The sequence below is a fragment of the Legionella israelensis genome, assembly GCF_004571175.1.
Lineage (GTDB): Bacteria > Pseudomonadota > Gammaproteobacteria > Legionellales > Legionellaceae > Legionella_D > Legionella_D israelensis.
The window spans coordinates 2,050,748-2,076,620 of record NZ_CP038273.1; the positions used below are offsets into that span (position 1 = coordinate 2,050,748).

Sequence of the window (25,873 nt, forward strand, 5' to 3'; positions counted from 1 at the left end):
TAATTTATACTTCGTTTCGTGGAAAAGGAGGCATCAATGAAAAATGTCAGCCGATGATAACTCTCAAAAATGGTGGTACTTTTTTAATGGAGTAAAAAACATGGGTAATAAAAAAAAGTCTCGTAGATTATCTGGAGAAGTTAAGAGCCTTCTTGTCCATCGCCTGGCTACAATAAACCTTAGAAAGAAAAAACACATTGCGAGTGGTAGTTATGGTGATGTTTATAAGGTGTCTGTAAAGATAAAGGCTCCAGATAATGAAGAAGAATTATTTTGGTGTGCTCTTAAAGGAGGAGAAGCTGATGATATAACAAAAGAAATAAAATTGAATTCCAGTCTTACAAAGCATGATAAAAGCTCTGAAGAACACAATATTATAAAGCTCATCGCTCATCTGGAAAATAAAGGAAGAAATTATGCGCTATATCCTTTTTGTGAATTAATTCTTGGTGATTTATTTAAAGAACAAAAAAATATCTTATTTTCTTTAAGGAGCACCAATCCAAATCTTCACCTTGCTTTATGTATTCAGTTGGCACTTGATTTATTAAAAGCTATAAATTATATGCACAGTAATGGTATCGTGCATCGAGACATTAAATTACATAATATTGGTTTTCATCTAGGCAAGTGGTGCTTGTTAGATTTAGGGTGCGCAACGGATATTTTGGGAGATAAGGAAGAACTTGAGCAGGAAGTGAAAGGTTCAGCGTTATATTTACACCCTAGATGCATCAATGAAAATTCATTTAATCGGACAACAAACAATGACATCTATGCTCTGGGACAAGTATTGAATATCTTGGCAAAAAAGGGATTTTATGAACAATCATGCCATTTAAATATACCTCAATTACTTTATCAAAAGATGACTTCCTATGAAGAATCGCAGAAAAATTTTAAAGAAAATCCTCCAACATTCCTGGATGAGTTTAATCAGCAAAACAGAGGGGATATTCATAGTTCTTTCTTTTTTATCATTTCTAAAATGGTATCCATGGATCCTAGAGAACAACCCAAAGGAGATGAATTATTTGAGATACTGTCTTATTTAAAAAAAGAATTAATTAAGCAATATTCTTCTATTGAAATACAACTCAATGATTTTTATCAGGGATTAATTAATAGTGATAAAAGAACAGTAATTAAAAATCGAGACCTCACCTTTTTTGGAAATCCCAATAACAAGCACAAACAAAATGTTGATGCCGTAAATATAAATAATCAAAAAAGTTGCCCCAGTATATAGGCTATAAAAACAGTAAGGAAAAAAATGTTTAAAAGAGAGAAAAATGATCGCAATATAAATCAAAAAAAGAAGAAACCTAATGAAAGCGTATTATATGAAAATAACAATACTCAACTTTCATCAATAAGCTCAATAAAAATTAAAAAAGACCATGTTGATCAATTATATCTAATAGAACTTTCCTTTCGTGAGAATAGGTTTATAAAGCAGCGCAATAAAAAACCTTTTTTTAATGCTCCGACATTGCAAAAGGAATATATTTTTCCAGATATAAAAAGGGCATTAATTTTTCTAAAAAATGATCCGGAATTCGAGAAAATATATGATGATGTAAACGACAAATTACAAAATTATGAAGCGAACCGACGTTGTTATGGAATCTAGGGCATGCAAATAGATATTAAAAGGATGTTTGCAAAGTGATTGAATCTTTGTTGTTCTATTTGTTGAATCGGCGCAAAGTGGTTGAATCTCTCACTCTGTTTCAGTTTCAAATTTTCCAATTCGAATACCAAGCTGGTAAAAATACTTTATCAGCTTCGCAGGAACATAGATTATAACCTTTTTGTCAGGCAGCCATGTAACATGGGTTATTAAAGCGAATGTGGTTCAATCAATCCTAGGCTGAAGGCAATCAATAAAAAAATAAACAAAGCAAGGGATATCCCAATACGCCAGGTAAGTGCTTTCACAGTGCGTTTACTTTTTCCTCCATCCCTCACTAAGAAAATAAGCCCACTGCCTAAAGCGATTAAAATGATCAACATAGCGAGAAGAATAAAGATTTTAGTCATCATTTTTTGCTATACTCCGTTTTTTTGCTGAAAGTTTCAGTCAATTATTGATGTGATGCCTAGTTTATCTTTTTTTAATCATCGATTCACCCCAAGTTGGCCCATGATTTTGCTGAGCGGGGCGTTTGTTTTGTTATTTTTACGCTTAGGTTTCTGGCAAATAGCTCGTGGGCACGCAAAACAAAACATGCTGGCGGCTCAAGCCAGTCTGGCAAAACAGCCAGCAAGGCATTGGCAGTCAGGTATGCCCTTGCCAGAACAATATCGAAAAATCAGCGTCAGGGGGCAATTCATGCCTCAATTATTTTTCTTTGATAACCAACATTATCAGCATCAATTTGGCTATCATGTCCTCTCTCCTTTACAATTGCAGCAGGATAAAGACAGCGTGATTCTTGTAGACAGAGGATGGATTAAAGGTGATGTGATGCGCAGAGAACTTCCCGAGGTCAATGTTCCATTGGCAATACAGGTCGTACATGGTGCAAGTTATTATCCCTTGAAAAATTTGATTTCTTTAGGGCCGATGATGGAGAGAAAAGATAAAAATCGAACAGTGATAGAGCATATTGATGTACAAAAGTTGAGCTATATTTTGCAAAAAAAAGTCTATCCGTTTATTATTCGCCTTGATGAAAAAGAAGCCAATGGATTTGTACGTGAGTGGGCGGTGGTCAGCATGCCTCCCCAACGCCATTTTGCTTATGCATGGCAATGGTTTGCTATGGCATTGCTGGTTACAATTATATTTTTCGCATTAAACGGTAAGAAACAACCATGAAAAACCGCTTGAGTCACCGATTAATCATTCCTGCTTTATTGTTTTTGCTATTTACTGCACCTGGTCTTGTGGCGATTTTTCTTTATAAAAATCCAAAATTAATCCCTATAGGAACAAGCAATAAAGGTCAATTGCTGCAATCCTCAGTAAAGATGGTGCCCTTAGGCGATTCAGCTAAGTGGAAACTGCTCTATTGGGGCTTTGATCGCTGTGAGAAGGATTGTTTACAACAACTTGATAAACTTGCAAGAATACGTTTGTCTTTGGGCAGGCATTTTTATGAAGTGGAAACCTGGCTACTGTTAGATGCAGATGCGACAATACCGACAGAAGAAGGGTTAAATCAAATAAAAAAACAAAATACTGGGTTTTATACTTTATCAGCCAAGAATGATGCCTTAAGAAAAACTCTGCAACTGCGACCTAAAATTCTACTGGTGAGCCCGAATCTGGATTTGGTGTTGTCCTATCCTGTGAAAGGCTCTCCTGATGATATTTATAAAGACTTGAAACATTTGTTAGCATTACCTGGAAAAGGGAGTGGGCACTCAGATGTCAGTTAAACCGTTAAAAAAGATGGCCACCCTTGCCATGTTTCTCGCATTATGTGTGGTTATGCTGGGTGCTTATACCCGATTGACGGATGCCGGATTAGGTTGTCCGGACTGGCCTGGCTGCTATGGACGCATGGTTTTGCCATCAACAAATGAGGGTTTAAATCATGCTCAGATCAAGTATCCACAGCTTCCCATTGAAAAGAGCAAGGCCTGGACGGAAATGGTTCATCGATATGCAGCAGGAATGCTTGCTTTGTTGATTTTCGGAATGCTGCTCACCGTTTGGCATAAGCACAGAAAGGGATACCATTTGCCTTGGCATTTACCGGTGTTTTTGTTATTTCTGGTGATTTTCCAGGCTTTATTGGGAATGTGGACGGTGACCTTAAAATTACTGCCAGTGGTTGTTATGGCTCATTTATTAGGCGGCATTATGATTTTTTCCAGTCTGTGCCGTTTTCGTGCTGAACTCAGTGAATGGCCTACAGAAAATCTGCCATCCTATCGGCTCTGGATCGGGCTTGCAGTCATCATTGTCTTTTGCCAAATTGCTTTGGGAGGATGGGTCAGCGCTAATTATGCCGGTGTGTCCTGTGTGGGATTCCCAAGCTGTAATGGTGTGTTTTGGCCAAGCATGCATTTTTCTGAAGGCTTTAATCTGTTTTCACCCGTCGGTGCCAATTATCAGGGAGGGCTATTAGAGAATGAAGTGAGGGTATCCATTCAAATGGTTCATCGTGTGGGCGCGATCATTACTGCTTTATATGTGTTGGCGCTATCCAGCACAGTTTTGGTCAGAAGCAAGCCTCGCTCTGTTCTTTTCATGGCTGCGGCACTGGCTCTGGTGTTAGTGCTCATTCAATTTACCTTGGGGGTAATGAATGTGATATATTTGCTTCCGCTACCCGTTGCTGTTGCTCATAATGGTGTTGCGGCTTTGCTTCTGGCGACACTCTTTACCATGCTGCATTTGACGAAATCAAGGAGAGGGGGCTATGCAAATTGAGATCATGCAGCGTTTATCGGTGACCTGGCGGGATTACATGGAATTATGTAAGCCGCGTGTGGTTATGTTAATGTTATTAACGGCTTTGGTTGGCATGTATTTGGCAACCCCGGGTTGGTTGTCTTTTAGTTTGATACTGACCGCTTTGTCCGGCATAGGTCTTTGTGCTGGCAGTGCAGCGACCATCAATCACCTGGTGGACAGACGTATCGATGCCATCATGGCCCGCACGAAAAAAAGACCTGTTGCACATGGCCGCATTTCTGTTTTGCGGGCCCTCACTTTTGCTGTGATTCTGGGTATAAGCGGGCTGATGATTTTAATTTGTTGTGTCAATCTACTTACTGCCTTGCTGACTTTTTTGACCTTGATAGGTTATGCGGGCATCTATACTGGTTATTTGAAGCGAGCCACCCCCCAGAATATTGTGATTGGTGGTCTGGCAGGAGCTGCACCTCCATTGCTTGGATGGACCGCTGTAACCAATCAACTTAATCCAGAAGCTCTGCTTTTAGTGCTCATTATTTTTACCTGGACACCACCTCATTTCTGGGCATTGGCTATTTATCGCTTCGAAGAATACAAACATGCCAAAATTCCCATGCTGCCCGTAACCCATGGCATTGCATTTACTAAACTGAATGTTCTGTTATATACCATTTTATTATTTGCCGTCAGTATACTTCCTTTTGCTGTGGGCATGAGCGGCTGGTTATATCTTGCAGGAGCATCCATTCTGGGGGCGCGTTTTTTGTTTTGGGCGATAAAATTGTATCGTTTTGAGCGTGCGGTGATTGCGATGCAGACGTTTCGTTTTTCGATAATCTATTTAATGTTATTGTTTTTGTTTTTATTAACTGATCATTATTTGTAAGGGGATAAAATGGCAAATCAAGCTCAGCGTGTTAAATTAACCGTGGTGGGGGTGTTGGCTTTTGCAGCCTTAATGCTTGGTGTTTTTGTTGCTCAGCACCTTCCTTTCTCCAAAAAAATTGACACCAATAAATTTCACGGAACCTATTTAGAGCAACCGCGTCCTGTGAATTCTTTTCAATTAACCGGTATTGATCAAAAGCCCTTTACCAATGACAGCATGAAGGGACAATGGACCATGGTGTTTTTCGGCTTTACCAACTGTGGATATGTATGTCCCACCACCATGGCAGAATTAGGAAAAATGTATCGACTACTTGAGAAAAAAGGCATTAAAACCATGCCAAAAGTCGTGATGGTATCCATCGATCCTGAGCGCGACAGCTTAGATAAATTAAGTCATTATGTCACGGCGTTCGACAAGCATTTTTACGGAGCTCGTGGCGATAACGAACGCATAAAAACCTTAACCCGCGAAATGGGAATCGCCTATGCCAAAGTAGCCTTAAGTAAGGATGACGCTGAAAATTACGATATCCAGCACAGTGGGGCTGTGATGTTGTTTAATCCAAAAGGTGAACTCAATGCCTTTTTTACAACACCTCATCAAGCCGATCTACTGGCTGAAGATTATATCCAACTCGTCTCTTAACCTCTGAAGATTGTTTGTGCGGATGCACTTAAAGCGCACTGCACAAACAAGAAAGCCGAGCCTTTATTCATAAATTCAAACGAGGAATTCGAACCCAGAATTTTTTCCAGGGCGATTTCATCAAAGTTCAAAAATCAAACGATAAGAGTATCTCAACTGTAGAAGAGAGAGTTGATTTATCTGGCAAATTAAAATAGAAAGTGTTAATAATCAGGCACCTACGTTGACCGACGTAGATTATAAAAATCTTAAGAAGGAGCCTGATTGTGTTAGAAAGTACGCGTAAATTTGGAAAAAATCAATATTTGTTTCATTGTTTTCTGTCCATCCGCGATCCACGAGTTGGAGGTCGTTGCACGTATTCACTTTTAACGATACTGATTACCATTCATCAAATTAGGTGTTGTTTTGGCAAAATGGGAAATTAATGCAGGCGAAGCTTTCAAAAATATTCCTGAAGAATACAGAGACTATATCGTGGTCCGCTCAAGGAAAAATATAAGAGAAAATCGAATTGATGATGCGGTTATTCCTCACTATGCTTCTATCCATAAGGAACTGACTTCAGAAAGACGCGATAAAAAAGCGAAGATAGATGCATTAGTTTCTGTGACACGCACTGCAGGAGATCCTTGCTCCAAGGAAAAAATAGGTGAAGCATTGACTTCCTTGTCTGAAGCCAGAGAAAGCCTTAAAAGCGATAGAAAGATGGAAACTGCTCGTCGTTTGGATAATGGCCATAATGAAGGCTGGGAGGCTCTGACAAATCGCTCAGGCAAAACGGCTCGGACTTTCTTCAAAGAGTTCGTGCAAAGGGCAGAGAAGGATCATTCTGTAAAGCAAAATTCTGTAGTTGTATTTAATTAAAAAATAAAGTCATTTTGAGTAAGATCAAGCTTAAGCCAGATACGTTTTAACTCGACTTTAGCCATTTTTTAGAGATTGAACCCCCGCTACTTGATAGCGGGGTCCATACGGAGCGTTGCAATACCGTGGTCGATGCCGCGGTAATTCCTGCTATTCTATTTCTTAAGTCATCGATTTAAAGCGACTTTTATATATAATGTGCGCTTCTATGGTCTTTAATCTATTGCATTCCTTTGCTTGAAAAATGGTTAAGTCCAATGTTAGTAAATGCGAATTTATCTTAAGCTTTGATCTTGTTTTTCATTACATCGGTAGATCATTTTGAAAGCCGTTTTAAAAAAGAACTGCATTTTTCTATAATTCTTCCCCCAGCTTATAAAGCTTAACATCAAATTTTCACTATAATTTATTTATCAATTTATCAGTAATAGATAAAAGATGGTGGCTACTGATAAATTTTGATCCTAAATTTAATAAAAGCAGTGGTGAATTCGCTAAGAGCGATGTATAGTGCAGCCATTTACAACATGGAATGTGAACAAACAGACTGAACATCATCTTTATATTGGAATGTAAACACATGAAGATCGCTATATTGGCTACAAATCCAAAACTTTATTCTCACCAAAGATTGAAAGAAGCCGGCGAGGAGGCTGGCCATGAGGTGAGTATTATCAATCCTCTTTATTGTTATTTAAACGTCGCGGCTTCAAATCCTAAAGTACATTATCGAGGAGGTGAAGCTTTGCCTCGTTTTGATGCGGTTATTCCTCGCATAGGCGCATCGATTACTTATTATGGGACCGCTGTATTACGACATATGGAAACCATGGGAATGTACGCAGTCAATGAGTCGATTGCCATTTCCCGTTCAAGGGATAAATTTCGTGCTTTGCAATTATTAGCCCGTAAAGGCATTCCTATGCCCTTGACCAGTTTTGCTCAATCCCCCGATGATACGGAAGATTTGATTCGTATGGTGGGTGGGGCTCCGTTGGTTATTAAGTTGTTGGAAGGGACTCAGGGAAAAGGGGTCATTCTTGCCGATAGTCATCAATCGGCAGTAAGCATCATCAATGCCTTTAAGGGAATGGATGCCAATATTCTGGTGCAGGAATTTATCGAAGAATCACATGGTACGGATATTCGTTGTTTTGTTATTGGCGACAAAGTAGTGGCTGCTATAAAGCGGCAGGCTAAAGAGGGTGATTTTCGCGCCAATGTTCATCAAGGAGGCAAAGCCGTTAAGGTGAAGCTTTCGCCTCAGGAAAGAGCTATTGCCGTTAGTGCGGCAAAAACCATGGGACTGAAAGTTGCAGGTGTCGATCTTATTCGTTCCAACCATGGGCCTTTGGTGTTGGAAATCAATTCGTCCCCTGGATTGGAAGGCATTGAAAAAACGACCCAGGTGAATATTGCTGCTAAAATTATTCAATATATAGAAAAACATGCCAAACCTAAAAATATCCATACACGGTTTCAAGGATGACAAAACGAGCAAGTATTGTTATTGCTGGCGAAGAGGTTAAAGCCGGCTCATCACGATGTGTAAAGTTGTCGTTATCTATGTTACATACATCGACTCCCATCGAGGTCCCCATTTATGTGTTTCACGGCAAAAAAGAGGGTCCGGTACTCTTTGTCTCCGCGGCCATTCATGGAGATGAGATCAACGGTGTGGAGATTATCCGGCGCTTGCATCACTCACCTCAAATCAAACGTCTGCATGGAACCTTAATGACCATACCTATCGTGAATGTCTATGGTTTTCTGCTTCAATCACGATATTTACCAGATAGAAGGGATTTGAATCGTCAGTTTCCAGGTACCGAAGAAGGCTCGTTGGCATCGAGGCTGGCTTATTTGCTTATGAAAGAAGTTGTTCGGCATTCAACACATGGCATTGATTTACATACAGGAGCCATTCACCGCTCAAACTATCCTCAAACTCGTTACAATGCCTCCTGTCAGAAGTCCTTCTTGCTTGCTGAGTCCTTTGGAGCGCCGGTAATGCTCCCTTCTAACCTCCGTGATGGCTCTTTAAGGCATGCCACGGACAATCTGGATATTCCAGTGATCGTGTATGAAGCGGGAGAAGCCTTGCGTTTTGATGAATTTGCTATCAGGCTTGGAGTAAGAGGTATTCTCAAAGTCATGGCTTCACTTCATATGATTTCACCACATAAATCATCTTCCCGCTCATTGGATTCCAGAGTGGCGGTTGCCAAAACGTCTTATTGGGTTCGAGCTCCTATGAGTGGCATGGTTACACACCCCAGGCCATTAGGAGAAAGGGTGCAAAAAGAGGATAGGCTGGCTTTAATTGTTGATCCGCTAGGTGAGGATGAAATTGCCGTTCTTTCCCCGGCAGAGGGTGTGATCATTGGTAAATCGAATATCCCTTTAACCAATACCGGCGATGCTCTGTTTCATCTGGCTTTATTTGAAAAATTTGATGAGCCGAATTTGCCCACAGAATTTTCGGAAGACTGACCATTATTACTGACGGGAGTGAAGTAATCATTGATTTGACGTGGTTTATGAAGCATTAAAACTTCGAACGGGGGTTCAAGGCAATCTGTTGTGAGGATAAAAAAGAGTTTGAATCCTTGTTTAATTGGCCGCCGACTTATCATCTGATTTGCCAATCAGCCAGTCAGCGCTGACCTCGAGCTCTTCAGCAATAGCGGAAAGCAATGGTTCATCCGGTACGGTCATGCCATTTAGTAAAGCTTCTGCTTTAAATTTAGGTACTTTCAGTAATTTGGCAAAGGCATCAATGCGTTCAGAAGTCGATTGAGGTACACCGATGGTATCGAGCTCATTATTAAGCCTCTCGGAAAAACGCTTGTTAGGCATATTTTTCTCCTCCTTAACATCTTCTATTTTCATATAGCACAAAAAATCAGATTTGTAATGCATAGCGTATGGTCAATAGTATGAATGGGGTGCTAAAAAACATCTCGGCTATCCTAAGAGAAGCTTTGGGAAGGGGCTGAGAAAGGGCGTTTACTGACTGTAGAATCTGGAGGAACTCATGAATTAAGAATGGATTCTGGTTATTTTCAATATCGCCTCAGCCCAGGATGCATTATCGTTTAAACAGGTTACAAGCTTGAGTTCTTCACCGCCCGCTGCCAGCCATTGTTCTCTGGCCCGTATTCCAATCTCTTCAAGCGTTTCCAGACAATCGGCCATAAAAGATGGGCAGGCGACCACGAGTCGTTTAATGCCTTTGCTGATGAGCAGTGGGAGCATTTCGTCGGTATAGGGCTTGATCCAGGGTGTTTTGCCCAGCCTTGATTGGAATGAAGTACTGAACTGAGTTTCTGTAAGGTTTAATTGCTGCGCTAGCAGGCGGGAGGTTTGGTAACATTGTGCTCTGTAGCAAGCCTGATTATCCAGCATCATGGGCCTACACTCTCTCTGGCAGAGAACAGGACATGCCTTTTTGAGCAGTTGTCGTTCGGGTAAACCATGGTAACTGAATAACAAGTGATCCTGCTTTGTAAAAAAAGGAGCGATAAGTTCAGCTTGGGCTTTAATAAATGCAGGATGTTGATAAAAATCTCTGATAATCTTCAGAGAAGGAAAAATGGTTTGTGTTTTCATAAGATGGAGACAGTATTCTATGGATGAACCTGTGGCTGCTGATGAATACTGTGGGTATAAAGGTAAAATGGTGATATGTTCACATGATTTAAGCGATTGTAGCGCTTCATCAATACTTGGACGGCCATAACGCATGCCCAGAACGACCTTGCACTCATTTCCTGCTTTCTGCTGAACTTTTTTGACCAGTCGTTGGCTGTGATATAAAAGTGGCGAGCCTTTTGCTGTCCATATGGAGCGGTAGGCTGCTGTAGAGGCTTTAAGACGAAAAGGTAAAATAAAGCCATATAATAAGAGATACCGTAACGGAGCTGGCAGATCAATGACTCTTTTGTCGGCAAGAAATTCGCTCAAATAACGTCCCACCGAGAATATATCGGGATGCTCAGGTGTTCCGAGGTTAATGAGAAGCAAACCTTTTTTCATATCATCAAAAATGAATTAAACTTGTTTATCAGCAAGAGATCAACCTCCTTGAACGGCCTTATTTGGTCCATGTTGAACGAAAATCCTACCGTTAGATAAATCTTTAACATTGGAAGTGACCCATTACGTTTATCATACCTGAAGATAAGACAAACACCAGCCTGGTTGTGGATTTATATTACCGATATCAGTGGTGAGGCCTCATTTTGCATGTAGAAATTATAAAGATTGTGTATAACAACTGACACATTGCGCGTCTGCATCTTTTTTTGCTGAAAATTGCCAGAGTGATTTTGACCATAAATGCTAAAAATACGATGGTGAGGAAGATAGGTAACAAGAGCTTGTTAAAAAATCAATAGCCCACTGTCATGGAGTTTTTTACATGAACATGCCAGCAACATACTTCGTTTGCCTGCTGATTTCTAACAAACTCTGTTAGCGGGACTAAGCCATTTCTTCTTCTGCTATCTCATCCAGCGCAGTTACATTTGATGCATGAAGTCCTCTCTCTCCTTCTTCTACATCATAAGTCACTATTTGCCCGGGAGTAAGTGTTTTATATCCTGCACCATTAATGGCTGAGAAATGAACAAAAATATCATCTCCACCTTGTTCTGGAATGATGAATCCCCAACCTTTGGCGTTATTAAACCATTTAACTTCGCCTTTAGCCATAACTCCTCCTTTTGTGAACACTTATCATTTATCCTTAAATGACGATTATTAAACCCATTTTTATAACGGGTTCTTCCAACATAACGCAGATTATGGTCTTTTCTCAATAGTTTTTTTAAAATTTCTTATTTTTGGAGTTATCTAATAAATAAATCGGAATATAAAAAGGATAAAAAGCATCATCTCAGGCAATGGTGCTTTTTGTCATTTTTGTTATGATTGGTTTTTGTATTGTTATTCAATATAAGGAAGTTCAGTGCATTTTTCTCTTACTACTCTGGCGCTCATTCTTCTTTTTCTTATTTTTTTATCGGGATTTTTTTCAGGCTCTGAAATAGGCACAATGTCTATAAATCGTTATCGATTAAGACATTTGGTTAAAAAAGGAAATAAAAGAGCTATCCGTGTCTATACAATGCTTTCGCGACCAGATCAATTGTTAAGCGTGATATTAATTGGCAATACTCTGGCTAATATTGTGGCTTCAACAGTGACTACACTAATTGGTCAACGTGTTTATGGAGATGCAGGAGTTGCGATTGGGACGATATTGTTAACGATGGTAATTTTGGTGTTTTCCGAAATGACACCTAAAACACTGGCGGCTTTATATCCTCAGCAGGTTGCCTTCCTTACTTCGGGACCATTGAGAATTTTACAGATACTTTTTGCCCCTTTTGTTTTTATTATATCCTGGATAGCCAAAGCAATTCTTCGTCTTTTTGGTTTATCGGTAAACCGGGTGCACACTGAGGCACTCTCAGGAGAAGAGTTGCGTTCCATGGTTCATGAAGCCGGTGGGATTTTGCCGTCGGAACATAAAAGCATGCTGTTGAGCCTGCTTGATCTGGAAGGAGCTACAGTGGAAGATATCATGGTCCCCAGTGCTGATATCGTTGGTATTGATTTGGAGCAATCCTGGCAGCAAGTGCTCGAGCAATTGGAGTCCACGCAGCATACCCGCCTGCCTTTGTATCGCGATTCAATTGATAATATTGTTGGCATGGTCCATCTCCGTAGGGTTTTGCATTTACTTTTAGAAGATCAACTGGATAAAGAGACACTGTTAAATATTGCCGAGACACCTTATTTTATACCGGAAGGTACACCTTTAAATGTGCAGATTTTAAATTTTCGCAAAATGAAAAAACGTAGCTGTTTTGTGGTGGATGAATATGGTGATCTTCAGGGATTAGTGACCATGGAGGATATTCTTGAGGAAGTGGTGGGAGAATTTACCACAGATATTGCTGATTTAAGTCGTGATATCGTTCCTCAGGAAGACGGTTCAGTGATCGTTGACGCCAGCATTACCTTACGTCAGCTCAATCGGGCAATGGCTTGGCAATTGCCTTCTCTAGGCCCGCGAACTCTCAGTGGCTTGATCATTGAGTATTTGGGTTATATACCACCGGCTGATTGCTGTTTGATGATTGAGCAATATCGGATTGAAATTCTGAAGGTTGGCGAGAAAACGATAAAAAGCGTCAAGATAGTAAAAGCTGGAAAGATAACAAAAAAGATCGGATTTTAGATTTGTTTCTTTATTGTGGGTAACAATTCAGGAAAATGAGCCAGGTCGAGGCAGAGTACGCGGTATGGAATGTGAGCTACAACTCGCTTTCTTTCAGGACCAAGACATTCGCGGTAAATAGATATCCCTCATTACGAATAGTTTTAATGAGTCCGGGTTTTTTCGCCTGGGGTTCTATTTTATGACGCAGACGACTGATTTGTACATCAATTCGCCGGTCAAGGGGCCCAAGATCACTGTGTTTGGTGATCTGAGATAAAAATTCCCGTGTCAGTACCTGATGAGGTTGCTGTATAAATGCATATAACAGATCGTATTCACCTGCACTCAGGGTTAGTTCTTCATGGTTCTCGTCAAACACTTGTCTGGAGGAAGGGTAAAGACGCCAATTGGCAAATTTTAAAACTTCTTTATCCTCGGCCATTTGCGATTGCATACCCGTTACGCGCCTGTGGATAGCATTAATTCGTGCGTGCAGCTCTCGAGGAAGTAAAGGTTTGACCAACACATCATCTGCACCTTTTTCAAGGAGGTTGACACAGCTTTGTTCATCGCGATGCTCCTGAATGACGATAAGCGGTGTTTGAAACGATTGGTAAATGGTTTGTAGCATGTCCGGCTGCTCTTTCAATAGCGACCAGCTGATTAAAATGGCCGTTGGTAAAGTGGCCATGGGCTGAACGGCTGTTAAGTTGCTTTTTTGAACAATATTGATATTAAAATTTTTAAAATAATCTTCCAGTTCTGGGTCGACCGGGTCTTTATCAAAAAAAAGTAAATAATCGTTTTCTTCCATTAAAGTTAAGCCAAAGTAGTACTCTTGTTTATAATTTTGACAAATTTTAATTTATTTTGCAATAAATTCAAGGACTTTCCATTTTTTAACAAGAGAAAATTGTTTTACTTATTTTCAAACACTTCAAAAGAAGATCGAAGCATAAAGGGTTTTCAATAATTTAGACGAATTAAATAACAGACTTGAAAACTTTATACGAAGAGAGAAGAGATTAGGGTTTTTTCATAAGTCCTGTTATAGTAAAAATAATGGCTTGCTCTTTATCAAAGTTGATTAAGGAGTAAAAAATGACTCATCATTCTTCAGTAAATTTGCAATGGTTGCTTAGTGATGATTGTCGGAAAAAAGCCCTGATCAAATATAAATTAAATCAATATGAACTTGATTTGCATAGAAGCTATTGTTCTTTTGATAAGGCAACATTTCCTCTGACTGAGGTAACTACATTATGTGAGCAAATCATTCAGCATTATTGTGATTATCTGCAAATGTATGGCGAAACCTTTTATCCTGACCACTTCAGCAGTTTTTCCAATGTATCTGCAAAGAAAATTTATACAAGGATTATGAACGGCAAGCAAAAGCTGACCAAAAGCTTTTTACCGAGTGATCAGAGAAAATATATCAAAGATTTAATCAGACAATACTGTCAATTTAAATATGTCTTGCTCAATAAAGAAAGTGAGGATAACTTCACGAGCATGATTGAGCCCCAGGTTTCAGTCTTCGATGTTCTTCTTAAAGCTAAAACCCCCGATATTTGGTTAAAACATTTGGTAGAAATTTGCAATATTTATAGTACAGAAGTCTATGACTTGATCAGTGTATTATTCAGCCATCCGCTTTCAGGTATTCAGACGTGGCTGTATTTTTTTTCAGATCAGGAATTTGTTCATTTTTTTAATGCCGTATTTTATTTTAAATTGAACCCGGATCACTTGTTTGATGCGAAAATCCCGTCTGAAAAATTACTATCGGTTCGTACTAGACTGGATTCACTTTATCAAGTGATTGAACATTTGCAACAACAACTGATCCATTACTGCCTTCACCATCATATTCCCCCGGTAAATGATCTGTTGTTTCACGGTGATGAGTTGCTGCAGGGAATCAGATTTCAGGTAAATCCTTTGTGCAAAGAATCTTTACAGCAGATCGTAAAAGAATACAAAGTAAGTCATATAGGCGGTTATGATCAGAAAAACATCGATAATAAATTGTATGACATGTTTCGTGCCTATAAATTCTGGTTTAATCCTTCTCGACTGATCGATGCAGTGATGGTATTACAACAGGCATTGATGCATCAAAGCATTGAAGCTGAATTTAATGAGCAACAGTTTCAACAAAAAATGACTTTGCTCTATAAGCCTCTTAAAACTACGGAATGTCTGGATTTATATGGTTATTTTGCTAACAAGGACAGCAGCTATCTATTACGCCTCCTTCGAGCGGTTATTGAACAACGGCAACTGAGATGGCTGCCAGAATTAAAAGAGACGGAAAAGAAAGCTGTTTTTCGGGTGTTTCAGGCACTTCAAAGTATAATGGAAGCGCTGCGTGTAGAACTGGCTCATCGCCAAATATTCACAGAAGCCTATCCGGTGGATTTTAGTAAACCGCTTAAAAAACCAGGGCGTAGAAAACGAAATGCGGTTTTACGGATATTGACTGTGTATGACAGTCTTGGTGTCAAAGAAAATAAATCCCTTGAGCAATTGTTTAATGCAGTAGAAAATTCTGAAGCTGTTTAAGTAATTGTTCAGCTTTCGATTTTTTGTAAAATGGACTGTCTTTATCATCGGTCCATTGATGAGAGGATAAGTTCTGAATAACAGTAATATACTCCTTGTCATCCGGATACAAAGCCAACAGCCAATCCCCGGATATAATGCCATAAAGCTTCATTTCATCAAGATAGGGAAGTTGATCTTTCTTAAGCTCAAGCTCACCAGAGGCATTTACTATAAACAGTTTTTGTCCCAGCTTCCTTGCTTTTTCCTGAGTGAGTGCCTGATTGGGCAGCATGCCGCTTTCCAGGTAAAATGATCTTTCAGGAAGTTGGGCGGAAGGATAAATAATTTGACGGAGTAAAGATATACCATCCATTTTCCGTTGCTTTGCAGTATCCATAAAATCATAAAGAGTCGGGGCAACGTCAATTAGACTAACTCTGGTACTTATTTTTGCGGGCTTGTTAATGAGCTTCCCCTGAGAATACCATTTAAAAGCCAGAAGACAGCGATATTGCTCCGGGCTTAATAAATCTGAGCCATGTCCTGCACTTTTGTCTAACTCTGTTGCTGTTTTTCTTTTTAAATAATCAAAAAATGGGCTTGGTTTGACGCCCTGATATTTTTCTAATGTGATTGGCCTTGAACCCTTTACATACAATGCTTCGCCGTGATCACTTAGAAACATCAAAAAACTATTATTGAGATAGCTTTGTTTTTTTAACCAGTTAACCGTATCAGCCAGCTGAAAATCGACACGCTTTAAAGCTGCTTTATACAGCTGTTCCCGTTCTTCCATGCTATATTCATCCTTAACCTGTGCCGGTAAGGAGACAGCCCAGGCATAAGGCCAGTGTGGTAAGGTAAAATGTACGATTAAAAAGAGCGGCTTTTTTGATTCCAGCCGCTTTACTTGTGTTTTAAGCTGTTTGTTAAAGGTTTGTGGGTAGTAGGAAAAATAGGAAGCACGGTTCATATGATTGTAAGGAAAGAGCCAGTAGCCGGCGGGTAAGTTAATCAACAAATTACTTAAGGGAAAATCATTAAAAGCACCTAGTATCACATCATTCACGCCAAATTGCGGACCAATCGTTTTATCAAAGCCGAATTCTTTTCCTATGCTGTTGAATCGACGATCATCAGTGGCAAAAACGGTCAGATAGCCTTGTCGTTTTAAATCCCAGGCAATGCTGGCTGGGCTTTTAACCATGTTTTTGGCAATTAAATTATAACGGGCATGATGCCGTTTAGGATAAAGCCCAGTAAGAATGCTGGTCCAGGCGGGGTATGTTCTTGCCAATGGGCTAATGGTATCAGTAAATATCGTGCTGTTTTCAAGAATACGGGTCAGGTGAGGCATGTTTTCCTTGTTGATATTGTCTGGGCTTAAAGAATCGATGCCTATAAGAATAATATTGGGCTTTTTATGTATTTCAGATGATTTTTTATTCTGCAAGATGCCTGGAATATGAGCAAAAAACACAATAAATAATGCGACAGAAATGATGATGAAAGACTTTCGAAAAGGACTTAAAAGCGCATTGATACATAATAAAGTCAGAACGCCTGACGAGAGCAGTAGAAGAAAAGTAACAATACTTCTCGGAATAGGTGGTGAAAACAGTTTACTGAATAGACTTAAGGGGAAAAAATAAATATTGGCTGTGACTAATGCGCAAACGGTTAATGCCCAAATAATGATTAATCCCTGCTGCCATGTGAAAAAATGCCGGTAGTGGGCCATTACCCCCATCAGCAATAGACTCTGTATAAAAGACAAAATGCAGTAGAGGCCAATATGAATAAAAAGGGTTAACAGCAATTCCGTGTGTACTTGCCATGGAAGTGGGACAGCACTAATGAAACTGCTACTTTTATTGAGGATAAAGATAAGCTGTAAACTAAAAAAAAGTAGATTAAATAGTAAAAAATGACTGAAAATTTTAGATCGCATGGATATATCTTACATGAAATGAAAATGATTTTAGCTCAAATTTTAGCAAATATGAGATGGATAGCGAACTTAGGTCATTTGAAAAATCGAGGAAAGGGGACGATAAGAACATCGATGTTTAATTAAGAAAGAGCAGGGGCATTCAAATGCCAATTATAAACATAGCTGTCAATGGTATTGATATGTTTGAGCTGGCTGCGCAAGGGTTCTCTTGCAACTTGTTTGATGTGCTCAAGGATATCCTGTTTATTTTCACCAAAATCTTCGGCATACCATTCATAAATTTTTGAAACAATAAGCTTGCCTTCAATCACCTGCACTCCGCGCAATGAATTAATATAATTTGTGGCCGCCTCATTAAGTTGCTCATCGAGCGTGTCTCCCTGGTAAGCTTTTTTACTGAGGTTGGCTGCCCCAATGCTGGCATTATTAAGGGCATAATGAACCCTCGGATCATTCCAAATGGGTCGAATAATGCGATTTTCTATTTCATCAAGGGATAAAGCAGTATTGGTTACGACAATTAAATTAGCTCCCCAAGGACCTATACTGAAAAGCCCTGGAGAAATTTTAATGTCTTTGATGCTGGTGACAGGATAGTATTTAGCTACCGTTCTTACCGTTAAGGCGTTATAGAGGTTAATCCAATAAGCCAATTGTTCTTTTCGATTATAATTATCGATATTAATAGTCGACAAGCGATGCAGATAGTTTCGCAACAATTTTTTATCTTCTTGAGCCATGTTGGCATAATCAATCATATTAATGCCTTCTTTATTCGTAAATACGTTGCGCTCAAGAAAGGTTTGCCACTCCTGATGGGAAATTCGTTTTTTTGACAGAGGGTTATTAGCTTCCCACATCGGCCAGTGATGTTTATTGCTGGTAGCAGAAGAAAGTTGTGCTAAAAAAGATAAAATCAGAGAAACAGTAAGGATTTGAATTATTTTAAAAAGCTTTTTTTTCATCATCTTATCAGATATTCACGATGGCTCTGTTACGAAGCGCGCTGCCAATCGTATTGCTGTCCAAATATTCAAGTTCTCCACCAGAGGGGATACCGTGTGCAAGCTGACTGATTTTTATGGGTTGACCCTGTAATAATTGATGAATGAAATGAACCGTAGTTTGTCCCTCAATGCCTGGGCTTAAAGCGAGAATGACTTCCTGCACCTGATGTTTAAGGACTAAAGAGCGTAACTGGGGAAGTCCTATTTCTTCCGGTCCAAGCCCATCAATGGGAGAAATCTTTCCCATAAGTACAAAATAACCGCCTTGATAAGCGTAACTTTGTTCAATGGCTGTTAGATCTGATGGACTTTCAACCACACAAAGTGTGGACCAGTCTCGGTCGGGATTTTGACAAAGAGAACAAAGGTTAAGATCGGTAAAATTATTACAGCGTTGGCAGTGACCAATGCTTTGCATGGCCTTTTCTAGACATTGGGCCAAGTGCAAGCCCTGTTGTCGCTGGTATTGCAATAAATGATAGACCATACGTTGGGCTGATTTTGGACCGATGCCCGGCAGACAGCGGAAAGCGTTCACCAGGCTGCTTATCATTTCCATGTTTGGGATTATTCCTCTTTATCACCTTGTCCCATTAAATCCGTTGGTAAATTTAAACCAGCGGTTAACTGACCAATTTTTTCTTTGGACGCTTTTTCAATTTTACGCACAGCATCGTTAACAGCAGCAGCTGCAAGGTCTTCCAGCATTTCAACATCGTCCAGCAAGGAAGGATTGATTTTAAATTTTGAAACGTCATGACGGCCATTCATTTCAACTTCTACCATACCCCCACCGGACTTACCGATTACAGTGAGTTTGCTTAATTCCTGTTGCGCCTCCTGCATACGTTGTTGCATCTTTTGCGCTTCTTTCATCAGATTACCAAGATTTTGATTAATATCCATGTGTACCTCATCGTTGTTGTGTTACTTAATTATAAATCATCTTGCAAGGGCTCAATAGAATTTTTAATAATTTTGGCAGAAAAATCCTCTTGAATTTGCTGAAAGATCGGATCGTCATTGAGAGCCTGTTCGGCAAGTTTTAAATTTTCCTCTTTGTGGCGCTGTTTTTGCTGCGCAGGTGAATCGTTCACAAGGCCCTCGCTGCACAGTTTAATTTTAATCGTTTGTCGATAATAATCTGTTAGTGATGTTTCAATGCGTTGAATAACCGCGGGAGTAAAAAGAGACAAATGTCCTTTGGTGACCCTGAAATGGATTCGTCCGCTCTCCTTATGAAGCAATTCCATGTTTTCAGCGGCATTCAGCGTAAGTCCACGGAGTTTAAGCTTTGGTAGAATCACCGTCCAATGCTCTTCTTCGCCGGCTTTCAGCGCCGGTTCTGGCAAAGAGACTTTTTCTTCTGTATTTATAGAATCATTGTTTAGCTTTTCCTCTTTGTCCAAAGAGGCAGAAGGCTTGAGCATGTTGTTTTCCATGTTGTTCTTCATTTCCCAGGCCAAAGGCGGCTGTTTTGCTGTTGGCGCAGGTCTGAAGGTCAACATGCGCAGAATAGTCATGTCAAAGCCAATGGCTAATGTAGGTGCAAGATGTACTTCCTCACTTCCTTTAATAGCAATTTGATAGAATAATTGAATATCTTCTGCTGAAAACAGGCTTGCAAGTTGCGTTATTTCTCCTGTAAACACCGTTTCAGTTTGAAGCTCGGGTAAGGTTTGATAAATGGCTATTTGATGTAAGTATTGAATGATTTCTTCAAGCACATGGTTGAAATGGGAGCCTTCCATAGCAATTTGCCGGCTTAAGTCGAGAAGCTGTTTTGCATTTTGCTCAGCCAGCGCCTGTAAAATTTGCAGCGCATAATCCTGCTGTGTATAACCAAGAAGATGTTTAAGCTCCTGTGTAAGAATCTTGCCGTCGCAACTTGCGATCACCTGGTCAAGTATACTTAAACCGTCACGCATGCTGCCTTTGGCCGCTTGTGCAAGCAAGGTTAAGGCCTCTGCTTCATAAGCAATTTTTTCTTCTTTCAGAATATAGGCTAAATGCTTGCTGATAAGTTCAACAGACAGGTGCCTGAGATGGAATTGTAAGCATCTTGATAAGACCGTTGCAGGTAGTTTTTGCGGGTCCGTCGTAGCCAGTAGAAATTTCACATGAAGGGGTGGCTCTTCCAGGGTTTTCAGCAGAGCATTAAAGCTGTGCTGGGAAAGCATGTGTACCTCATCGATGAGATATATCTTGAAGCGGGCACTGGTCGCTGCATACTGGATATTGTCGAGCAAGGCCCGCGTATCCTCTACGCCTGTTCTTGAAGCGGCATCCACTTCAATCAGATCAATACAGCTCCCCTGCTCAATGGCTCGACAATTCTCACAGTTTAGACAAGGTTCGGCACTGATTCCTTGTTCACAGTTGAGCGCTTTTGCCAGAAGTCGCGCAATACTGGTTTTGCCGACCCCTCGCGTACCAGTAAATAAATAGGCATGGTGTAAGCGCTGTTGATTAAGCGAATTAATCAAACCTTTACTGACATGTGTCTGGCCGACCAATTGAGAGAAAGTACGTGGCCTCCATTTGCGCGCTAGTGCTAGATAGCTCATAAGGGCTTTCACAAAATTTGGGCGGCGATTACAGGAGCCATGCCCCGTGCACGAATCAATCACTACCGCTGCTCCCTTCCGGGCCTGACGGGGTTCATGATCTATCGTCGCGGGGGGACCCCTGCAACCACCATACATGAATTGCAGAGACTAGCAAAAAAACAGTCAGTTGGCTAGTACTCTTTTTCCTCAAAGCTCAAGAACAGTTATCGTCCTCTGTCCACATCAAACAATCTAACAGCAATACTGTAGCACAACGGCTAATCCTCTGTTCTGTGCACTTATCATTTTTGTTGTAGCGAAAACTTGAGAAAATCAGCCGAATTTACAACCTGAATAAGTGCACAGAACCTATATCTCTATTCTTCTCTTTATTACTCATGTTACGCACAATTGACTTTAACGAGCCATATTTTTTAACTCCTGCATGGCAATTTGGTTAGCCCTGAGTATTAATTTGTACTTGATGGCAAAGTGATTCAATTTTGTCTTTATTTTCATCATTTCCAGTTTGCAGTATGCAATGATTGCGGCAAAGATATGATTGGATTGTGTTTTAACCGTGCGGGTTGGAGATTTGTTCAGGCTTGCATTTTGTTTAATTGACTTGTGATACTCTTCAATCCGCCACCGTTTCTGGTACACTTCATAAAGACGTTCGGCACTACTGGTCATGTCATTAGAAACGAGATAGAGAACACCTGTAGAACCATTTTCGTTTTTGAAAATTTTCTTCAAAAGCCTCACTGGGAAGTCTAATCCCTTGAGATAGACTGTGTGGGCTATGTCCTCTTCAAGCTCTAATTCTCTGACTTTTGTGTACCGTCCGTTGTTGGCGTCGTTTTTGGATAAAGCTAAGGTTCGATTAGATTTAATCCCAATAATAAACGATTTTTGAAGGTCATTATGGATGTAAGCCATATTGGCCTTCGAGCCAAACCAATTGTCCGCAAGTACAAAGTCAAACAACACATGATTACTAACCGCTTGTGCGATAAGCTTGCGAAAAAGTTCATTTTTAGTCGTGGATGACTTTCTGCGAGCTTGCCTTGTTTCAATGTCACAAAAAGCAACGTCTTTTTTGATAACTTCATAACCAACAGGAACACTGAAGTCACCATACCGAACCATGCAGGTCAGGATATTAATCCCTTTGACCACATCACCTTTAGCATGGGAATAATGCCAACAATTAATTTCATTCTCATCGGTATAAGACTTCTCCTCAATCGAGTCATCCAATAAAAGAACACCGTCTGATGCTTCACTCTCCCTGACTGACTTCTTGACATAATTCCAGAGCGCTTTGGAACCAAAATCTTGTAGTCGTAAAAATCGTGTCACCTTGTCGTGCGCAAATTCACCATCCAACATCTCCGATAAACCTGTAGCTGTGGCATATTTATTCTGGCAAATTAAATAGTCAGTATAAATATCAAGCATATCCATTAAATCTTCCTCCCTAAAAATCAGGGATGAAATTTTAATTAAATTTCAGGGAGCAGCAAGGTTTAGTGCGTAACATGAGTTTATTATGGATTTAATTGCATTCCATACCATCCACCGGTATCACCACCAGCCCAGCAATCGTTTGCACAATTTTTTATTTTGTGGTTACACAGATCTTTATATTTTTGCATGGCACTGATAACTTGTTGTTCATCGCCTGTTGGTTGACAAATTCTATTATTATCATAAGTGCCGGCTACGCGTACCATACCTTGGGCATAAATATCTTTTGCTGCTTTGTATAAACCTTGTTGGTGGGAATAACACATAATGTAACAACCAGGATTTTTCTTATAACCGTTGTCTAGAGGAATATTGATTTTACTAAATCCTGGCATCGGATGATTTATAATCACAACATCGTCGTTACTATAAACGGGAAAGGGATTTGGCAATAATTGTTTATTTGGATTAGGAATTTCTACCATTTTTCCATAGGGGGATGCTCCTTTATATATAGTTTCTGCCTGTGAAACAATAGGAAGTAGAAATAAGACAATAGCTAAAATGTTTAAGTGCCTGATCATAACTAATACCCTGGTTAATTCTACTCATCTTAATTTTAGCTTATTTTTAATCATCATTTCTTTGCCATCGTAATACAGGGTATCGTTTTTTAATTTAAAAAAATCTGCGCGTAAGGCTGAAGTTCAATCCATTAAAAATTTTTCTCCGCAACCGTAACTTCTGATTGTTTTGTAAAGAAAAATTTTCATTTTTTACAACAGAGCGGATGTTATCCAGCTCAAAAATATCTATGATGACGATTGGAAAAATTAACGATTAAAGTATCGTACAGCTCGGCCAACAACGGTTCAGTTCTTCTGCTTCATGTTTGAATTGCTTGGCATTTCTGGATAACTCTTCCGTTTTTTCTATCAATTGTTCAATACGCTCCCCGCGTTCCAGAAGCTTATCGATGTTGTCGGTCATGATTTTTTTGGTTTCTTCTAGCTCTTCTTTGATTTGTCGGAGCTTACGATCGCTGCAATATTGCTCAAAATCTTTAAAGACGATGGATTTATTTACTTTTTCTTCGAGCACGAGCAGATAAGTGGTTAGATGGGCAAGCTGGCCTCTACTGAGAAGCTGATCGGTAATGATGATACAATAATCATCCATGTGCCTTTGAGCATGTAGACAATAACCGTTTTTTTGCGCGATATGTTGATCGCCCGGCTTCATGCCCTGTAGAAATTTTTCAACTTCCAACTCATAATATTTTTCCATATTTTGGAAGAATACACTGGTCCATAAGCTGCTATGAGCGGTTACCCACTCCATTTTTTCAGCGCCAAACTTAACGGCTATGGCATAACATTTCATATTGACTCCCTGTTTTATCCATAGATGTAACTATAACTATAACTATAACATCAGCTCAACATAAGCAAGCAAGTGGTTTTCTTACTGTTATCAGCTTTTTGACTGAACTCAGTGCAATAAATTTACTTTTTTGCGAGGCAAATATTTATTTTAGAATCATTAGGCCTTTTATCTCGAGCACATTAAATATACGATGAGGGGAATGGCTATATGATCTTATTTTTTGGTTTTATATTACTCACTTTTGAGTTAAAATTTAACCAATTGACGTTGAGTTTTAAGGTTTTGTTTTGATTTTGAGCAATATTTGCGGATGATTTATCTTTTAATAACTCAAGCTGTTTTAGGGCGCGTCATTCATTAGATTTTTGGCAGCGAATTTGCCTGAGGTGTAAATTTTAGATGGAGTTCGTTAAGTAGAACAGGCTATTCGCCTCAAACTGGAATTTGCTCTAAATTATATAAATTTTCGCTTCAGAAACTAATGGATGAATACCCTCATAAAAAATAAAGTTTCTCTGATCATTTTTTCTTAAATGCAGCTGTTAATTCATTCTGAATCTAAAATTTAGTGTGTTATGCGATGGATAACTCATTTTTCTCATTGGGGCAGGTATGATAAAACAAAAAACAATATTACCCGTATTAAATTGGGCGATTGCGACCAGCTTTGTGTTGTTTCAGTTTTTTCTGCAGGCCACTGCTGGTTTAATGGCAGCATCATGGAAAATGGATTTCAATTTGACCTCGACACAGGTGGGTTCGCTTTCTGCCGCCTTTTTTATAACCTATGTGTTGATGCAGATTCCTGTAGGATTAGCCTATGATCGTCTGGGTGCTCGTAAGGTGCTTATCACAGCTTCAATGATACTAGCCGCCGGTATTTTTCTGTTAGCATACAGCCAGGTTTATTGGCAGGCTTTTGTTTCTCGTCTGCTGATGGGCATGGGTAGCGGATTTGGCTTTGTCGGAATGCTCTATGTGACGGCAACCTGGTTTTCAGGTCGTCAATTTGCTTTATTTGTCGGGTTAGCTGAAACACTGGCTATGATGGGTGTGACTCTAGGTGAAATAGGAATGGCCTGGGTCATTACTCATTATGGATGGCGATTAACCTTGATGATTGTAGGTTTTATGGTTTTACTGATCACCCTTTTGGTGGCTTTGTTCATTCATGATCAGGCTGATTATTTAAGCCAGGAAGAAGAGTATCAACGCGGTTCTTTGCCTACCATCTTAGGACAAGTTCTTTTGAATCAACAGGTCTGGATAGCTGGTTTCTATGGCTTTGCCATGGTGTCCATTATTAACGTTTTTGCTACATTGTGGGGTGTTTCTTTTATTGAGCATCAATATCATCCCATCTCTTTACATACGGTAGGTTCGCTTATATCAATGATTTTTCTGGGCATAGGCATAGGCGGTCCTTTTCTTGCTTGGCTTGTGCGTTATTACGAGGATAAAAGACGCCTTTTCTTAGGCTTTTTTGCTCTTGCGACGACATTGCTGCTGATGATTGTGGTTTATATTCCACATTTGTCCTTATGGGCGCTATATTTTTTGTTACTTTTGTTAGGTTTTTTTTCATCGGGATATATACAAGTATTTGCTGTTGTCAAAGATGCCGTGAAGGTAAGCCATCGCGGCACTGCGCTTTCAACTTCAAACATGATCCTTATGAGCAGCGCCCTGCTTTTGCAGCCGCTTATCGGGAAAATGCTCTTTTTAGGTTTTAGCTATCCCCAGGCTCTTTCACTGTTGATTATTGTTTTAGGTGTAGCTGTTGTTCTTTCTTTTTATCTTGATCGGAAGAAAAGATTAAACAATGTACAGGATTATGTAGAGCAGAATTTAATTTTTCAAAAAAAGTAAAAAAAGCGATTGACAGTAGATGAGAAATGGTTAGAATGTGCAGACGCTTTTGGGGCGAGTTCATTAAGAAGTTAGAA

General features: G+C 39.7%; 26 protein-coding genes, 1 other RNA gene and 1 pseudogene. 14 read left to right on the forward strand and 14 right to left on the reverse strand.

The window, feature by feature from the left end; all coding sequences use genetic code 11:
• The first annotated feature begins 43 nt into the window (after positions 1-43).
• Complete coding sequence (locus E4T55_RS09320; RefSeq protein ID WP_058502604.1) at positions 44-1,249, forward strand: protein kinase domain-containing protein; 1,206 nt, start codon at positions 44-46, stop codon at positions 1,247-1,249.
• Positions 1,250-1,273: 24 nt separating this feature from the next.
• Positions 1,274-1,633, forward strand: coding sequence for a hypothetical protein (locus tag E4T55_RS09325; RefSeq protein ID WP_058502603.1), 360 nt, complete (start codon positions 1,274-1,276; stop codon positions 1,631-1,633).
• A gap of 209 nt (positions 1,634-1,842) precedes the next feature.
• Here E4T55_RS09325 and E4T55_RS09330 read toward each other — a convergent pair whose 3' ends face one another.
• Positions 1,843-2,046 carry a twin transmembrane helix small protein gene (locus E4T55_RS09330; protein ID WP_058502602.1) on the reverse strand — a complete coding sequence of 68 codons (204 nt, stop codon included), beginning with the start codon at positions 2,044-2,046 and terminating at the stop codon, positions 1,843-1,845.
• 100 nt (positions 2,047-2,146) lie between these two features.
• On the opposite strand from E4T55_RS09330, the gene E4T55_RS09335 reads away from it, so the two are divergent.
• The 9 genes and pseudogenes from E4T55_RS09335 to E4T55_RS09370 all read left to right on the forward strand — a co-directional run bounded on the left by E4T55_RS09335 (position 2,147) and on the right by E4T55_RS09370 (position 9,272).
• Positions 2,147-2,824, forward strand: coding sequence for an SURF1 family protein (locus E4T55_RS09335; protein ID WP_394367478.1), 678 nt, complete (start codon positions 2,147-2,149; stop codon positions 2,822-2,824).
• The gene (locus E4T55_RS09340; protein ID WP_058502600.1) at positions 2,821-3,387 is read left to right on the forward strand and encodes a hypothetical protein; all 567 of its coding nucleotides are present in this window, start codon (positions 2,821-2,823) and stop codon (positions 3,385-3,387) included. The genes E4T55_RS09335 and E4T55_RS09340 overlap by 4 nt, the downstream gene beginning before the upstream one ends.
• Positions 3,377-4,387, forward strand: a complete 1,011-nt coding sequence (locus tag E4T55_RS09345; protein WP_058502599.1) for a COX15/CtaA family protein — start codon at positions 3,377-3,379, stop codon at positions 4,385-4,387. Before E4T55_RS09340 ends, E4T55_RS09345 begins: the two co-directional genes overlap by 11 nt.
• Positions 4,377-5,261: a heme o synthase gene (gene cyoE, locus E4T55_RS09350; RefSeq protein ID WP_058502598.1), complete on the forward strand. Its 885-nt coding sequence runs from the start codon at positions 4,377-4,379 to the stop codon at positions 5,259-5,261. The genes E4T55_RS09345 and cyoE overlap by 11 nt, the downstream gene beginning before the upstream one ends.
• A gap of 9 nt (positions 5,262-5,270) precedes the next feature.
• On the forward strand, positions 5,271-5,912 hold the full coding sequence (locus E4T55_RS09355; protein ID WP_058502597.1) for an SCO family protein: 642 nt from the start codon (positions 5,271-5,273) through the stop codon (positions 5,910-5,912).
• Positions 5,913-6,178: 266 nt separating this feature from the next.
• Positions 6,179-6,316, forward strand: a pseudogene (locus E4T55_RS15215) (ISAs1-like element ISCbu1 family transposase); the annotation flags it as partial.
• 4 nt (positions 6,317-6,320) lie between these two features.
• Positions 6,321-6,779 carry a hypothetical protein gene (locus E4T55_RS09360; protein ID WP_058501934.1) on the forward strand — a complete coding sequence of 153 codons (459 nt, stop codon included), beginning with the start codon at positions 6,321-6,323 and terminating at the stop codon, positions 6,777-6,779.
• Between the two features lie 580 nt (positions 6,780-7,359).
• Positions 7,360-8,268, forward strand: a complete 909-nt coding sequence (gene rimK / locus E4T55_RS09365; protein WP_058501935.1) for a 30S ribosomal protein S6--L-glutamate ligase — start codon at positions 7,360-7,362, stop codon at positions 8,266-8,268.
• The gene (locus E4T55_RS09370) at positions 8,265-9,272 is read left to right on the forward strand and encodes a succinylglutamate desuccinylase/aspartoacylase family protein (RefSeq protein WP_223168241.1); all 1,008 of its coding nucleotides are present in this window, start codon (positions 8,265-8,267) and stop codon (positions 9,270-9,272) included. Before rimK ends, E4T55_RS09370 begins: the two co-directional genes overlap by 4 nt.
• Positions 9,273-9,392: 120 nt before the next feature.
• Here E4T55_RS09370 and E4T55_RS09375 read toward each other — a convergent pair whose 3' ends face one another.
• From E4T55_RS09375 to E4T55_RS09385, 3 genes are all read right to left on the reverse strand, one after another.
• Complete coding sequence (locus tag E4T55_RS09375) at positions 9,393-9,638, reverse strand: hypothetical protein (RefSeq protein WP_058501960.1); 246 nt, start codon at positions 9,636-9,638, stop codon at positions 9,393-9,395.
• A 183-nt stretch (positions 9,639-9,821) separates the two neighbouring features.
• Complete coding sequence (hemH, locus tag E4T55_RS09380) at positions 9,822-10,817, reverse strand: ferrochelatase (RefSeq protein WP_058501936.1); 996 nt, start codon at positions 10,815-10,817, stop codon at positions 9,822-9,824.
• A gap of 447 nt (positions 10,818-11,264) precedes the next feature.
• Positions 11,265-11,495, reverse strand: coding sequence for a cold-shock protein (locus E4T55_RS09385; protein WP_058501937.1), 231 nt, complete (start codon positions 11,493-11,495; stop codon positions 11,265-11,267).
• Between the two features lie 256 nt (positions 11,496-11,751).
• Between E4T55_RS09385 and E4T55_RS09390 the strand changes: the two genes are divergently transcribed.
• Entirely contained in the window at positions 11,752-13,029 is a 1,278-nt protein-coding gene (locus E4T55_RS09390; protein ID WP_058501938.1) for an HlyC/CorC family transporter, read from the forward strand.
• A gap of 76 nt (positions 13,030-13,105) precedes the next feature.
• On the opposite strand, the gene E4T55_RS09395 is transcribed toward E4T55_RS09390, so the two are convergent.
• Positions 13,106-13,825 (reverse strand): response regulator transcription factor, encoded by a 720-nt coding sequence (locus E4T55_RS09395; protein WP_058501939.1) that lies wholly within the window; start codon positions 13,823-13,825, stop codon positions 13,106-13,108.
• Positions 13,826-14,112: 287 nt separating this feature from the next.
• Between E4T55_RS09395 and E4T55_RS09400 the strand changes: the two genes are divergently transcribed.
• Complete coding sequence (locus E4T55_RS09400; protein ID WP_058501940.1) at positions 14,113-15,579, forward strand: hypothetical protein; 1,467 nt, start codon at positions 14,113-14,115, stop codon at positions 15,577-15,579.
• Here the strand turns inward: E4T55_RS09400 and E4T55_RS09405 are convergent.
• The 9 genes from E4T55_RS09405 to E4T55_RS09445 all read right to left on the reverse strand — a co-directional run bounded on the left by E4T55_RS09405 (position 15,548) and on the right by E4T55_RS09445 (position 23,924).
• Complete coding sequence (locus E4T55_RS09405) at positions 15,548-17,512, reverse strand: sulfatase-like hydrolase/transferase (RefSeq protein ID WP_058501941.1); 1,965 nt, start codon at positions 17,510-17,512, stop codon at positions 15,548-15,550. The two genes, E4T55_RS09400 and E4T55_RS09405, sit on opposite strands and share 32 nt — an antisense overlap.
• A 122-nt stretch (positions 17,513-17,634) precedes the next feature.
• Positions 17,635-18,480: a DUF547 domain-containing protein gene (locus E4T55_RS09410; RefSeq protein WP_058501942.1), complete on the reverse strand. Its 846-nt coding sequence runs from the start codon at positions 18,478-18,480 to the stop codon at positions 17,635-17,637.
• 7 nt (positions 18,481-18,487) lie between these two features.
• Positions 18,488-19,081 carry a recombination mediator RecR gene (gene recR, locus E4T55_RS09415; protein ID WP_058501943.1) on the reverse strand — a complete coding sequence of 198 codons (594 nt, stop codon included), beginning with the start codon at positions 19,079-19,081 and terminating at the stop codon, positions 18,488-18,490.
• An 8-nt stretch (positions 19,082-19,089) separates the two neighbouring features.
• Positions 19,090-19,428 carry a YbaB/EbfC family nucleoid-associated protein gene (locus tag E4T55_RS09420; protein ID WP_058501944.1) on the reverse strand — a complete coding sequence of 113 codons (339 nt, stop codon included), beginning with the start codon at positions 19,426-19,428 and terminating at the stop codon, positions 19,090-19,092.
• Positions 19,429-19,457: 29 nt separating this feature from the next.
• Entirely contained in the window at positions 19,458-21,089 is a 1,632-nt protein-coding gene (gene dnaX / locus E4T55_RS09425) for a DNA polymerase III subunit gamma/tau (RefSeq protein ID WP_058501961.1), read from the reverse strand.
• Positions 21,090-21,117: 28 nt separating this feature from the next.
• Positions 21,118-21,213: signal recognition particle sRNA small type (gene ffs, locus E4T55_RS09430), an RNA gene on the reverse strand.
• A gap of 275 nt (positions 21,214-21,488) precedes the next feature.
• A complete protein-coding gene (locus E4T55_RS09435) occupies positions 21,489-22,538 on the reverse strand; it encodes an IS701 family transposase (RefSeq protein ID WP_115325221.1) in 1,050 nt (349 codons plus the stop codon).
• Positions 22,539-22,621: 83 nt separating this feature from the next.
• Positions 22,622-23,125: a hypothetical protein gene (locus E4T55_RS09440; RefSeq protein ID WP_058501540.1), complete on the reverse strand. Its 504-nt coding sequence runs from the start codon at positions 23,123-23,125 to the stop codon at positions 22,622-22,624.
• 256 nt (positions 23,126-23,381) lie between these two features.
• Positions 23,382-23,924 carry an R-SNARE family protein gene (locus tag E4T55_RS09445; RefSeq protein WP_058501541.1) on the reverse strand — a complete coding sequence of 181 codons (543 nt, stop codon included), beginning with the start codon at positions 23,922-23,924 and terminating at the stop codon, positions 23,382-23,384.
• Between the two features lie 615 nt (positions 23,925-24,539).
• Between E4T55_RS09445 and E4T55_RS09450 the strand changes: the two genes are divergently transcribed.
• Positions 24,540-25,796 carry an MFS transporter gene (locus tag E4T55_RS09450; RefSeq protein WP_058501542.1) on the forward strand — a complete coding sequence of 419 codons (1,257 nt, stop codon included), beginning with the start codon at positions 24,540-24,542 and terminating at the stop codon, positions 25,794-25,796.
• Positions 25,797-25,873: the final 77 nt, after the last annotated feature.

What these genes read in the sequence shown, in the direction of transcription:
- E4T55_RS09320 (WP_058502604.1), top strand. Translation starts at nt 44, where the DNA reads ATGTCAGCCGATGATAACTCTCAAAAATGGTGGTACTTTTTTAATGGA.
- E4T55_RS09325 (WP_058502603.1), top strand. Translation starts at nt 1,274, where the DNA reads ATGTTTAAAAGAGAGAAAAATGATCGCAATATAAATCAAAAAAAGAAG.
- E4T55_RS09330 (WP_058502602.1), bottom strand. Translation starts at nt 2,046, where the DNA reads ATGATGACTAAAATCTTTATTCTTCTCGCTATGTTGATCATTTTAATC.
- E4T55_RS09335 (WP_394367478.1), top strand. Translation starts at nt 2,147, where the DNA reads ATGATTTTGCTGAGCGGGGCGTTTGTTTTGTTATTTTTACGCTTAGGT.
- E4T55_RS09340 (WP_058502600.1), top strand. Translation starts at nt 2,821, where the DNA reads ATGAAAAACCGCTTGAGTCACCGATTAATCATTCCTGCTTTATTGTTT.
- E4T55_RS09345 (WP_058502599.1), top strand. Translation starts at nt 3,377, where the DNA reads ATGTCAGTTAAACCGTTAAAAAAGATGGCCACCCTTGCCATGTTTCTC.
- cyoE (WP_058502598.1), top strand. Translation starts at nt 4,377, where the DNA reads ATGCAAATTGAGATCATGCAGCGTTTATCGGTGACCTGGCGGGATTAC.
- E4T55_RS09355 (WP_058502597.1), top strand. Translation starts at nt 5,271, where the DNA reads ATGGCAAATCAAGCTCAGCGTGTTAAATTAACCGTGGTGGGGGTGTTG.
- rimK (WP_058501935.1), top strand. Translation starts at nt 7,360, where the DNA reads ATGAAGATCGCTATATTGGCTACAAATCCAAAACTTTATTCTCACCAA.
- E4T55_RS09370 (WP_223168241.1), top strand. Translation starts at nt 8,265, where the DNA reads ATGACAAAACGAGCAAGTATTGTTATTGCTGGCGAAGAGGTTAAAGCC.
- E4T55_RS09375 (WP_058501960.1), bottom strand. Translation starts at nt 9,638, where the DNA reads ATGCCTAACAAGCGTTTTTCCGAGAGGCTTAATAATGAGCTCGATACC.
- hemH (WP_058501936.1), bottom strand. Translation starts at nt 10,817, where the DNA reads ATGAAAAAAGGTTTGCTTCTCATTAACCTCGGAACACCTGAGCATCCC.
- E4T55_RS09385 (WP_058501937.1), bottom strand. Translation starts at nt 11,495, where the DNA reads ATGGCTAAAGGCGAAGTTAAATGGTTTAATAACGCCAAAGGTTGGGGA.
- E4T55_RS09395 (WP_058501939.1), bottom strand. Translation starts at nt 13,825, where the DNA reads ATGGAAGAAAACGATTATTTACTTTTTTTTGATAAAGACCCGGTCGAC.
- E4T55_RS09400 (WP_058501940.1), top strand. Translation starts at nt 14,113, where the DNA reads ATGACTCATCATTCTTCAGTAAATTTGCAATGGTTGCTTAGTGATGAT.
- E4T55_RS09405 (WP_058501941.1), bottom strand. Translation starts at nt 17,512, where the DNA reads ATGCGATCTAAAATTTTCAGTCATTTTTTACTATTTAATCTACTTTTT.
- E4T55_RS09410 (WP_058501942.1), bottom strand. Translation starts at nt 18,480, where the DNA reads ATGAAAAAAAAGCTTTTTAAAATAATTCAAATCCTTACTGTTTCTCTG.
- recR (WP_058501943.1), bottom strand. Translation starts at nt 19,081, where the DNA reads ATGGAAATGATAAGCAGCCTGGTGAACGCTTTCCGCTGTCTGCCGGGC.
- E4T55_RS09420 (WP_058501944.1), bottom strand. Translation starts at nt 19,428, where the DNA reads ATGGATATTAATCAAAATCTTGGTAATCTGATGAAAGAAGCGCAAAAG.
- dnaX (WP_058501961.1), bottom strand. Translation starts at nt 21,089, where the DNA reads ATGAGCTATCTAGCACTAGCGCGCAAATGGAGGCCACGTACTTTCTCT.
- E4T55_RS09435 (WP_115325221.1), bottom strand. Translation starts at nt 22,538, where the DNA reads ATGGATATGCTTGATATTTATACTGACTATTTAATTTGCCAGAATAAA.
- E4T55_RS09440 (WP_058501540.1), bottom strand. Translation starts at nt 23,125, where the DNA reads ATGATCAGGCACTTAAACATTTTAGCTATTGTCTTATTTCTACTTCCT.
- E4T55_RS09445 (WP_058501541.1), bottom strand. Translation starts at nt 23,924, where the DNA reads ATGAAATGTTATGCCATAGCCGTTAAGTTTGGCGCTGAAAAAATGGAG.
- E4T55_RS09450 (WP_058501542.1), top strand. Translation starts at nt 24,540, where the DNA reads ATGATAAAACAAAAAACAATATTACCCGTATTAAATTGGGCGATTGCG.